We start from the raw sequence: 11,760 nt of genomic DNA on the forward strand, positions 1-11,760 counted from the left end.
GCCGTCGCCACCCTCACATTGAAGAAAACTGGAGAAACACCATGGCCAATCTAAAAACCACATTCGCTGGCATCGAAAGCCCCAATCCCTTCTGGCTGGCCTCTGCGCCCCCCACCGACAAAGCCACCAACGTCAACCGCGCCTTTGAAGCCGGTTGGGGTGGCGTGGTCTGGAAAACACTGGGTGAAGCTGGTCCCCCTGTGGTCAACGTCAACGGCCCGCGCTACGGCGCCTTGCTCACACCCGATCGGCGCTTGATGGGCTTTAACAACATTGAGCTGATCACCGATCGTGACTTGGACCTCAACCTGAAAGAGATCACCGAGGTCAAGCGCAACTGGAGCGACCGCGCCATGATCGTCTCGCTGATGGTGCCTTGTGTGGAGGAGTCCTGGAAAGCCATTTTGGCGCGCCTAGTGGACACCGGCGCCGATGGCATTGAACTCAACTTTGGCTGCCCACATGGCATGAGCGAGCGCGGCATGGGCGCGGCTGTGGGTCAGGTGCCGGAATACATCGAGATGGTGACGGCCTGGTGCAAGCATTACTCCAAGCTGCCGGTCATCGTGAAACTCACCCCCAACATCACGGACGTGCGCTTGCCCGCCCGTGCCGCCAAAAAAGGCGGGGCGGATGCGGTGTCCCTCATCAACACCATCAACTCCATCATGGGTGTGGACCCCTACACGCTGACCATGACGCCGTCCACTGGCGGCAAAGGCTCGCACGGTGGTTACTGCGGCCCGGCCGTGAAGCCCATTGCACTGAACATGGTGGCCGAAATCGCCCGTGATCCGCTCACCGCCGGCCTCCCCATTTCCGGCATTGGCGGCGTCGGCAACTGGCGCGATGCGCTGGACTTCATTGCGCTGGGCGCGGGCAATGTGCAGGTCTGCACCGCGGCCATGGTGTACGGCTTCAAAATCGTTCAAGAGATGGCCGACGGCCTGTCCAACTACATGGACGACATGGGCTTTGAGTCCGTCAGTCAAATTGTCGGCAAGGCAACGCCTACCGTCTCGGACTGGCGCTACATCAACCTGAACCACATCAGCAAAGCCGTCATCAACCAGGACTCCTGCATTGAGTGCGGCCGCTGCCACATTGCCTGCGAAGACACCTCGCACCAGGCCATCACGAATATGAAGGACGGCAAACGCTTCTTCGAGGTTAAAGAAGACGAATGCGTGGGCTGCAACCTCTGCGTGATCGTCTGCCCAGTGCCCGAGTGCATCACCCTGCGCGACCTGATGCCGGGAGAAGTTGATCTGCGCACCGGAAAAACCGTGAGTGCCACCCACGCGGACTGGACCACCCACCCCAACAACCCCATGGCCAAAGCCGCAGCCTGAAGGACCCCCAATGTCAACTAACGACCATTCTTTAAGCAACGAGGACTTGCTGCCCACCACGGCAGCGCAGCGCACCTGGCGAATTCGCGATTTCACCGCCCTGTGGATTGGCATGGTGGTTTGCGTGCCCACCTACACCATGGCCAGCAGCATGTTGGACCAAGGCTTCACCTGGCAAATGGCGATCTGGTTGGTGTTTGTGGCCAACTGCATCGTGTTGGTGCCGATGATTCTGATCGGTCGCACCGGCACCCGCTACGGCGTTCCCTTTCCTGTGCTGGCGCGCGCGTCGTTTGGTGTGAAAGGAGCCAATCTGCCAGCCGTTTTGCGCGGCCTGGTGGCCTGCGGCTGGTTCTCCATCAACTGCTATTTCGGGGCACTGGCTCTGCATGGCTTTTTGAATGTGATCGGCATGGGCCTAGCTGGACCCGGTGAAGGCGAGTTCATCAGCACCTCACAGCTGGTGTGCTTTTACGCCTTTTGGGCCGTGCACATCTATTTCATCTGGAACGGCGTGGAGTCGATTCGCAAGCTGGAAGTCTTTGCCGCGCCCTTGATGCTGGTGGCCTCCATCGCCTTGGTGGCCTGGGCCTTGGTTCAAGTGCCCGCCGCTCAGTTGTTTGATTTGCCCGCCAAAGTCGTTGAAGGAGGCCCCAAGACATGGGCTGCACTGACCGGGCTGGTTGGTTTTTGGGCAACGCTGGCGCTGAACATTCCCGACTTCACCCGTTTTGCCAAAAGCAACCGCGACCAAGTGACGGGTCAGGCGCTGGGCCTGCCGATTCCCATGGCGCTGTTCTCCATGGTCGGCATCATTGGCTTCTCTGCCTCACAGATCTTGTACGGCAAAGCCCAGATGTTCCCCGACGGTTTGCTGACGCAGATGGGCACCTTTGCCTCGGCCATTGGCCTGCTGGTGATTTTGCTGGCCAACCTGACCACGAATGTGGCGGCCAACCTGGTGTCGCCGTCGTATGACTTCTCCAACATCGCCCCGGACAAGATCAGCTTTCGCACTGGCGGCTTGATTGCGGCCGGTATTGGCCTGCTGTTCATGCCGTGGAAATTGCTGGCCACCTCGGGCGGTTATCTGTTCACCTGGCTGGGCGGATACGGTACCTTGCTGGGCGCCATTGCCGGAATCCTGCTGGTGGACTACTATTTAGTTCGCAAGGGAGAACTCAAAGTGGACGACTTGTACCGCCGCAATGGCGCCTATGAATACAGCGGTGGCTGGAATATCCATGCCCTGATCGCCTTTGCGCTGGGCGTCTTGCCCTGCTTGCCGGGCTATTTGGTGGTCTCCGGCGTGTTGGACCGGGCCTCAGTAGCAGCCCCTCTGGTCAGCCTGTTTGACTTTGGCTGGTTCTTCAGCCTCGCGGTGGCCGGGTCCTATTACCTGATCACAGCTAAGCGCACCTCATCTTTAACTTTAAGTGGAGCACGATCATGAGCACCTTGCTAATTCGCGGCGGAACTGTTGTCAACGCCGACTGCCAAACCCGAGCCGACGTTCTGTGTGTGGACGGCAAAATTACCGCCGTAGGAGCAGACCTGGAAGCCCCGGCGGGCGCCACGATTGTGGACGCAGGCGGCCAGTATGTGATGCCCGGCGGCATTGACCCCCACACCCACATGCAACTGCCCTTCATGGGCACCGTCACAATGGACGACTTCTTCACCGGCACAGCAGCCGGTCTGGCGGGTGGCACCACATCCATCATCGACTTCGTCATCCCCAACCCGCAGCAATCGCTGATGGAGGCTTACCAGACCTGGCGTGGCTGGGCAGAAAAGTCAGCGGCGGACTATGGCTTTCACGTCGCTGTGACCTGGTGGGACGAGTCCGTGAAACGCGACATGGGCACGCTGGTGAAAGAAGAAGGCATCAACAGCTTCAAGCACTTCATGGCCTACAAGAACGCCATCATGTGCGACGACGAAACGCTGGTGAACAGCTTCAAACGCGCGCTAGAGTTGGGCGCCATGCCCACCGTGCACGCTGAAAATGGCGAGCTGGTGTACCTGCTGCAAAAACAGGTGGCAGAGATGGGCATCACCGGCCCCGAGGGCCACCCGCTGTCGCGCCCGCCTATGGTGGAGGCAGAAGCGGCCAACCGCGCCATCGCCATTGCCGATGTGCTGAACGTACCCATTTACGTGGTCCATGTGTCTTGCATTGAAGCGGCCGAAGCCATTGCCCGCGCCCGAGCACGCGGCCAACGTGTGTATGGCGAAGTGCTGGCCGGCCATTTGGTGCTGGACGACAGCGTTTACCGCAACCCCGACTTCACCAGCGCTGCAGCGCACGTAATGAGCCCGCCCTTCCGTCCCAAAGGCCACCAAGAATTTCTGTGGCGCGGCCTGCAGAGCGGAAATTTGCACACCACGGCCACCGACCACTGCACCTTTTGCGCCGAGCAAAAAGCAGCCGGTAAAGATGATTTCTCGAAAATCCCCAACGGTACCGGTGGTGTGGAAGAACGCCTGGCCGTTATTTGGGACGCCGGTGTCAACACCGGGCGCCTCACGCCCTCCGAGTTTGTGGCCATCACATCAGCCAACACGGCGAAACTATTCAACATCTACCCCCGCAAAGGCTGCGTCGCTGTGGGCGCAGACGCCGATCTGGTGGTGTGGGACCCCGAAGGCACAAAAACCTTGTCGGTCAAGACCCAGCACAGCAAGGGCGACTTCAATATCTTTGAAGGACGTACCGTCAAAGGCATTCCTAGCCACACCGTGAGCCAAGGCGAACTGGTGTTTGTGCAGGGCGATCTGCGTGCGGTGAAAGGCAAAGGCCGCTACATCAAGCGCCCCGCCTTCAGTGACAACTTCACCGCCAACCGCTTGCGCTCAGAGACGCTGGCACCGACGCCCATCGTGCGCTAGTCGCCGACCCACAACGACTTCAGGAGAAATACCATGAACACAGCCACCGCACCCAATATCGACACCCTGCGCATCAACGGCGAACGCCTGTGGGCCTCGCTCATGGAGCTGGCCCAGATTGGTGCCACGCCCAAAGGCGGTGTCTGCCGCTTAACCCTCACCGACCTGGACAAACAGGGCCGCGACCTTGTCTTGCGCTGGGCGAAAGAGGCCGGCATGACCGTCACCATCGACAAAATCGGCAACGGCTTCATGCGCCGCGCCGGACGCAACAACAGCCTGCCCCCCATCATGACGGGCAGCCACATCGACACGCAACCCACCGGGGGCAAGTTTGACGGCAACTACGGCGTGCTGGCTGGCCTGGAGGTGGTGCGTACCCTCAATGACCACGGCATTGAAACCGAGGCGCCGGTTGAGGTGGCCTTCTGGACCAACGAAGAGGGTTCGCGCTTTGTGCCGGTGATGATGGGCTCGGGCGTGTTCGCCAAAGCCTTCTCGCTGGAAACCGCTTACGCCGCCACCGACACCGAAGGTAAGTCGGTGGGTGACGAGCTGAAGCGCATTGGCTACATCGGCGACCAAGAGCCGGGCGACCACCCGATTGGTGCTTACTTTGAGACCCACATCGAGCAAGGCCCGGTGCTGGAAGACAACGATGTCACCATTGGCGTGGTCAGTGGTGTGCTCGGCATTCGCTGGTTCGACTGCACCGTCACCGGCATGGAAGCCCATGCCGGCCCTACCCCCATGGCACTGCGCAAAGACGCGCTGCAGTTGGCCACCCACATCATGCAAGAGACGGTCGCTGCCGCGCTGCGTCACGCACCGCATGGCCGGGGCACGGTGGGTATGGTGCAGGTGTTTCCCAACAGCCGTAATGTGATTCCAGGTCGGGTCAAATTCAGCATTGATCTGCGCAACGCCACCGATGCGCTGGTGGACCAGATGGCCGACGAGGTGAAAGCCTTTGCCGCCAAGCTGTCCAAAGAGACGGGGATGGAGGTGAAGATTGAGCCGTCATCGAGCTACTCCGCCATCAGTTTTCACAAAGACTGCGTGGACGCCGTGGCCCGTGCCGCCAAAAAGCTGGGTTACTCCAACATGCCCGCCGTCTCCGGCGCCGGACACGACGCCGTCTACATGGCCAGCCTAACCCCGGCCGGCATGATCTTCATCCCGTGCAAGGACGGCATCAGCCACAACGAGATTGAAGACGCCAAGCCCGAGCACATCACGGCCGGGTGCAATGTGCTGCTGCATGCGATGCTGGAGCGGGCTGGCACATAATTTGCATGACAAGTTATGCGCTGTTTTATTAGGCATAAATAGGCTGCAGCCCTTATGCAAATTGCGCAAGCAGCTATTCATTTAGTAGTGTTTTCAACGTTAATAAACTCTGGAGTACCTATGGCTTTAAAACTATTGACCCGCCGAACTTCACTTGCCCTGGCCGCACTGGTCAGCGTGAGCGCATTCGCCCCCGGCTTGGCGTTGGCGCAAGCCAAACTCAAGGTCGCTGGCATTTACACCGTGCCCTTTGAGCAGCAATGGGCCGGGCGTTTGCACACCGCACTCAAAGCCGCCGAGGCGCGGGGTGAGATCGAATACAAAGCAAGCGAAAACGTCTCCAACGCTGACTACGAGCGTGTCATGCGCGAATACGCCAATGGTGGCAGTACCCTCATCGTGGGCGAGGCTTTCGCGGTAGAGTCCGCGGCCCGCAAAGTAGCCAAAGATTTCCCAAAAGTGTCGTTCCTGATGGGTTCCAGTGGAAAACCGGTGGCGCCCAATTTCAGTGTGTTTGACAACTACATCCAGGAACCTGCTTATTTGAGTGGTCTCATTGCAGGCGGCATGACCAAGACACACAAGATCGGTTTGGTTGGCGGATTTCCTATTCCTGAGGTCAACCGTCTGATGAATGCGTTCATGGCGGGGGCAAAAGAATCGAATCCAAAGGTGGAGTTCAGCGTGAGCTTCATCAACAGCTGGTTTGACCCACCCAAAGCCAAGGAAGCCGCTTTTGCGATGATCGACAAGGGTGCCGATGTGCTCTACGCGGAGCGCTTTGGTGTGAGTGATGCTGCCATGGAAAAAGGCAAACTGGCTATTGGTAACGTCATTAACACCCAAGCCCAGTATCCAGACACGGTGGTGGCCTCCGCGCTGTGGCACTTTGAGCCCTCCGCCGACCGTGCGATCAAACTGGCCAAAGAGGGCAAGTTCACCGCTGAAGACTATGGCCCGTACTCCATGATGAAGCACAAGGGCTCCTCATTGGCACCGCTGGGTACGTTTGAGAAAAAAGTTCCCGCTGAGATTATTACCAAAGTCAAAGCCCGTGAAAAAGACATTTTCGACGGCAAATTCACCGTGAAAGTGGATGACAGCCAACCCAAGTCAACCGCCAAGTAAGGCGCAGGCTCAGCATTCCCTTGCCGCACAGATGACCCAACCCGTTCTCCAACTCACCGGCATCACCAAACGTTTTGGCACGCTGGTTGCCAACAACAACATCTCGCTGCAACTTCAGGCCGGCGAGGTGCTGGCGCTTCTGGGCGAGAACGGGGCGGGCAAGTCCACTTTGGTGTCGATTTTGTTTGGGCATTACACCGCCGACGAAGGCACGATTGAGGTGTTTGGCAAGCCCTTGCGTCCCGGTGACCCCAAGGCGGCGTTGGCGGCTGGCATCGGCATGGTGCATCAGCATTTCACTCTGGCTGACAACTTGAGCGTGCTTGACAACGTGATGCTGGGATCAGAGCCGCCGTGGCAACCCTTCACCCGCCACCGCGCCGCGCGCGACAAACTAATGTCGGTAGCGCAGCAGTTTGGCCTCACGGTAGACCCAAAAGCGCAGGTGGGGAAATTGTCGGTGGGCGAGCGACAACGGGTGGAGATTCTTAAGGCGCTGTACCGCGGCGCCCGCATTTTGATACTGGACGAGCCCACAGCAGTGCTGACGCCGCAGGAAAGCGAAGCTCTGTTTGCCGTGCTGGCACAGATGGTGGCGCAGGGCTTGTCTATCATTTTCATCAGTCACAAGTTGGGCGAGGTGTTGCGTGTGTCGCACCGAGTTGCCGTGTTGCGCGGCGGCGAGTTGGTAGCGCAGGCCACGGCGACCGACACCACCCAAGCCCAGTTGGCGCAGTGGATGGTGGGGCACGCAGTGGCCCCACCGCAGCGCCAGCCCGCCAACCACTTGGGTGCGCCGGTGTGCGTACTGGACCAAGTCAGCACCGCGCTAGGGCGTGAACGGCTTGAGAGGGTTTCACTCACGCTGCACAGCGGCGAACTGGTGGCCATTGCTGGCGTCTCGGGCAACGGTCAAGTCGCGCTGGCCGAACTGTTGTGCGGCACACGCCCCAAGGTAGCGGGGCGCGTGACCTTCATGGGCCAACCCTTACCAGCGCATCCGTCGCAATGGGTGGCAATGGGCGTGGCGCGTATTCCTGAAGATCGTCACGCGGTGGGGGTGGTGGGCGACCTTCCCGTGTGGGAAAACGCAGTGTCTGAGCGTTTGCGCAGCCCAGCTTTCTCGCGCTGGGGTTGGGTCAAACGCACCGCCGCCCATGCCTACGCCCAGCGCGTAATCGCGCAATTTGATGTGCGTGGCGGCGGCCCATTGGCGGCGGCACGCGCACTGTCCGGTGGCAACATGCAGAAATTAATTTTGGGACGCGCTCTGCTGCACCCCGACCACACACCCGATACACCTGATGCCACCACGCCCAAGCTCATCATTGCTCACCAACCCACTTGGGGCTTGGATATTGGTGCCGTCGCATACGTGCAATCCCAGCTGCTGGCTGCCCGCGATGCAGGGGCTGCGGTGCTGGTTATTTCTGATGATTTGGACGAAGTGATGACCTTGGGCGACCGCGTGGCCGTGATGCATGCCGGGCAGCTGACCCCACCTCGCATGGCTGAGGACTGGAGCCGCGAAGCCATTGGCTTGGCCATGGCGGGCGTACCAGACCGGCAGGATGCACGGGAATGAGACTCGAAAAACGCACACAAACCTCCCGTCTGGCGTTGCTGCTAGCGCCCCTGGGCGCCGTTGCATTCACCCTACTCGTCAGTGCCTTACTGGTGCTGTGGGCGGGCGCCCCGGTCGGGCAGACCTATGGGTTGCTGTGGCAAGGCGGCTTTGGCTCGGTGTTTGCCTTCAGCGAAACACTGACTCGCGCGACTCCCCTGATGCTGACCGGCCTAGCGGCGACGGTCGCATTCAAGGCAAGGCTGTTCAACATTGGCGCCGAGGGGCAGCTCTACATGGGCGCGCTGGCCGCCGTGGCAGTGGGCGGCTTGCATGACGGCACGGGGTTGGCGCTGCACCCGGCAGCGTTGTTTGTGCTGATGATGCTTGCGGCAGCGCTGGCCGGTGCATTGTTGTTACTTGGGCCGGCCCTGATGAAAGCCAAGCTAGGCGTGGATGAAGTGGTCACCACCCTGCTGCTCAATTTCATCGTGCTGCTGCTAGTCTCACTGATGCTGGATGGCCCCATGAAAGACCCCACCGCCATGGGCTGGCCACAGAGCGTGGTGCTGATGCCTGAGCTAGAGTTGAGCAAACTCATCGCGCAAACCCGCGTGCACACCGGCTTGCTGTGGGCCTGCGCCTTGTCTGTGGGGCTGTGGGCGCTGATGAAGTACACCGTGCTGGGATTTGACATTCGCGCGGTGGGAGCGAACCCTCGCGCCGCTGCATTTGCCGGCGTGTCGGTGACGCGCACGGTGGTGCTGGTGGCGATGCTGTCGGGCGCATTGGCAGGACTGGCCGGCGCGATTGAAGTCGCGGGGCGCACCAGCTACCTCACGCTGGACATGTCACCGGGCTACGGTTACACCGGTATCGTGATTGCGATGCTGGCGGGACTGCACCCCCTGGGCGTGATCGCGGCTAGCGTTTTTGTGGCCGGGATGCTGGTCGGGGCTGACAGCATGAGCCGGGCCGTGGGCGTGCCCACTTTCATTGCCGATGTGATTGTGGCGACCTCCCTGATTTCGGTGCTCGTGGCCACGCTGCTCACGCAATACCGGGTGAAAGTGAAATGACCCCCACGCTTGTCACTGCGCGTACCACACAGTCCTCCGAGAGGGCTCACCTTACTTGGGGCGGCACAGCGCTGCGGCTGAAATGACCGAACTCTTTGATATTTTGGCCAACCCGTCCTTCTGGGTGGCTGTGTTGCGCATCGCCACACCGCTCATTTTGGGCACGTTGGGCGTGTTGCTGTGCGAACGTGCAGGGGTGCTGAACCTCGGCATTGAAGGCATCATGGTGGCGGGCGCCTTCACGGGCTGGCTGGCGGTTTATCTGGGGTGGCCGCTGTGGGCTGGCGTAGCCGTGGCGGCGCTCACTGGCGGGGTCTTGGGTTTGTTGCATGCCTTTTTAACGGTCGGGCTGGCGCTGTCGCAACACGTCTCCGGCTTAGGGATCACTCTCTTGGCCACCGCACTCAGTTACTACGGCTACCGCGTGAGTTTCCCCAAAGTCAGCACGCCACCCACGATCACGCCCTTTGCCGACATGGACTGGCTGGGCTTGCCCATTCTGGCGCAGCAAACCCCACTGACCTTACTGGCCCTGCTGCTGGTGCCGCTGATTGGCTACACCCTGTACCGAACCCCCTTGGGGCTGGCCGTGCGCATGGTGGGCGAAAACCCGCAGGCCGCCGAAGGCCAAGGCGTCTCTGTGGCGGCCACCCGGACCGGCGCCATCGTGGCGGGCTCGGCGCTGATGGGCGTGGCCGGTTCATTTTTGACGTTGTCCGCTTTTAACGCCTTCTTTTTTAACATGGTCAATGGGCGGGGCTGGATTTGTATCGCACTGGTTGTGTTTGCCTCTTGGCGGCCGGGCAAGGCGCTGCTGGGCGCGCTCCTGTTTGCTTTTTTTGACGCACTGCAGCTGCGCCTGCAACAGTCGGGCAGTGCAACCTTGCCATACCAGCTGTACCTGATGCTGCCTTATGTACTGTCGATCGTGGCGCTGGTGCTGGTCGCCCGCAAGGCCAGCTACCCCCAGGCACTGATGAAGCCCTATCGCAAAGGAGAACGCTGAATGCTGGACTTATTGATTCAAAATGCCACGCTGCCCGATGGGCGCACAGGCATGTCTGTGGCCGTGCAGGCCGGAACCATCATTGAAGTGTCTTCGGCATTGAATACGCCAGCACATTCGGTAGTGGATGCGCAAGGATTTTTACTCAGCCCGCCGTTTGTAGATGCCCACTTTCACATGGATGCCACGCTGAGCTATGGCCTTCCCCGGGTCAACCAGTCAGGCACCTTGCTGGAAGGTATTGCCGTGTGGGGCGAGCTCAAACCCTCGCTGACCCAAGCGGCGCTGATCGACCGAGCATTGACTTATTGCGACTGGGCGGTGGCCAACGGTCTGCTTGCCATTCGCACCCATGTCGATGTGTGTGACCCTCGATTGCTGGCCGTCGAGGCGTTACTGGAAGTGAAACAACGCGTCGCGCCCTTCATCGACTTGCAACTGGTGGCATTTCCCCAAGATGGTCTGTTGCGCGGTCCACAGGGGCCCGACCAGCACTTTGGTAACCTGCGCCGCGCACTCGATATGGGCGTGGACGTCATTGGGGGTATTCCCCACTTTGAGCGCACCATGGCGGACGGCGCCCTCAGCGTTAAATTGCTCTGCGAACTCGCCGCCGAACGCGGCCTGCGGGTGGACATGCACTGTGATGAGTCGGACGATCCACACTCACGCCACGTTGAGACCTTGGCCTTTGAGACCCAACGCCTGGGCCTGCAAGGCCGGGTCACTGGCTCGCACCTGACCAGCATGCACAGCATGGACAACTATTACGTCAGCAAACTCATCCCATTAATGGCTGAGGCGCAGTTGCACGCCATCGCCAACCCATTGATCAACATCACCCTGCAGGGCCGCCACGACAGCTACCCCAAGCGGCGGGGTATGACCCGCGTACCTGAGCTGCTTGCCGCCGGCGTGAACGTCGCGTTTGGCCACGACTGTGTCATGGACCCTTGGTACAGCCTGGGCAGTGGCGACATGCTCGAAGTGGCCCACATGGGCTTGCACGTGGCCCAAATGACCAGCCAAACCGCCATGCGGCAATGCTTTGAGGCCGTCACCACCAATGCGGCCCGCGTGATGGGGCTGGACCACTATGGCTTGTCCGCAGGTTGCCACGCTGACTTCGTGTTGTTACAAGCGCGCGACCCCGTCGAAGCTATTCGGCTCCGAGCCACCCGACTCAAGGTGTTTCGGCGCGGCCAATTGCTGGCAGAAACACCCGTGACGCGCAGCCAGCTGCACATGCCGGGACGCCCCACCCACACCGCATGGAGTTAAAAGCCTCAACCCATCAAACTGCGTTGGGACGCTGAGTACCACGCAGGCTTTGAGGTGGCTCAAAGCTTCACCTGCTGTCGGTGAAGATGGCATCCGCCAAGAGGTGGTGACAACGTGATGAACATTCCTTACAACGGTTTTGTGCTGAGAGACCGGGGCTTGCTCAAC

Annotated in this window: 9 protein-coding genes; all 9 read left to right on the plus strand. The window is 60.3% G+C overall.

Features of this window, described 5'->3' with window-relative positions:
• Positions 1 to 41: 41 nt before the first annotated feature.
• The 9 genes from preA to J8G15_RS14290 all read left to right on the plus strand — a co-directional run bounded on the left by preA (position 42) and on the right by J8G15_RS14290 (position 11,592).
• Positions 42 to 1,352 (plus strand): NAD-dependent dihydropyrimidine dehydrogenase subunit PreA, encoded by a 1,311-nt coding sequence (gene preA, locus J8G15_RS14250; RefSeq protein ID WP_210542844.1) that lies wholly within the window; start codon positions 42 to 44, stop codon positions 1,350 to 1,352.
• Between the two features lie 10 nt (positions 1,353 to 1,362).
• The gene (locus J8G15_RS14255) at positions 1,363 to 2,805 is read left to right on the plus strand and encodes an NCS1 family nucleobase:cation symporter-1 (RefSeq protein WP_210542845.1); all 1,443 of its coding nucleotides are present in this window, start codon (positions 1,363 to 1,365) and stop codon (positions 2,803 to 2,805) included.
• On the plus strand, positions 2,802 to 4,244 hold the full coding sequence (gene hydA, locus J8G15_RS14260; protein ID WP_210542846.1) for a dihydropyrimidinase: 1,443 nt from the start codon (positions 2,802 to 2,804) through the stop codon (positions 4,242 to 4,244). Before J8G15_RS14255 ends, hydA begins: the two co-directional genes overlap by 4 nt.
• Before the next feature lie 33 nt (positions 4,245 to 4,277).
• Positions 4,278 to 5,534, plus strand: coding sequence for a Zn-dependent hydrolase (locus tag J8G15_RS14265; RefSeq protein ID WP_210542847.1), 1,257 nt, complete (start codon positions 4,278 to 4,280; stop codon positions 5,532 to 5,534).
• A gap of 120 nt (positions 5,535 to 5,654) precedes the next feature.
• On the plus strand, positions 5,655 to 6,662 hold the full coding sequence (locus J8G15_RS14270) for a BMP family protein (protein WP_210542848.1): 1,008 nt from the start codon (positions 5,655 to 5,657) through the stop codon (positions 6,660 to 6,662).
• Between the two features lie 31 nt (positions 6,663 to 6,693).
• Positions 6,694 to 8,247: an ABC transporter ATP-binding protein gene (locus J8G15_RS14275; protein ID WP_210542850.1), complete on the plus strand. Its 1,554-nt coding sequence runs from the start codon at positions 6,694 to 6,696 to the stop codon at positions 8,245 to 8,247.
• Positions 8,244 to 9,305, plus strand: coding sequence for an ABC transporter permease (locus tag J8G15_RS14280; RefSeq protein WP_210542852.1), 1,062 nt, complete (start codon positions 8,244 to 8,246; stop codon positions 9,303 to 9,305). The genes J8G15_RS14275 and J8G15_RS14280 overlap by 4 nt, the downstream gene beginning before the upstream one ends.
• Before the next feature lie 82 nt (positions 9,306 to 9,387).
• Positions 9,388 to 10,311 carry an ABC transporter permease gene (locus J8G15_RS14285; RefSeq protein ID WP_210542854.1) on the plus strand — a complete coding sequence of 308 codons (924 nt, stop codon included), beginning with the start codon at positions 9,388 to 9,390 and terminating at the stop codon, positions 10,309 to 10,311.
• Entirely contained in the window at positions 10,312 to 11,592 is a 1,281-nt protein-coding gene (locus J8G15_RS14290; protein ID WP_210542855.1) for an amidohydrolase family protein, read from the plus strand.
• Positions 11,593 to 11,760: the final 168 nt, after the last annotated feature.

Origin of the sequence: Rhodoferax sp. PAMC 29310, from assembly GCF_017948265.1 — a bacterium.
In the GTDB taxonomy this organism is placed as follows: Bacteria; Pseudomonadota; Gammaproteobacteria; order Burkholderiales; family Burkholderiaceae_C; genus Rhodoferax.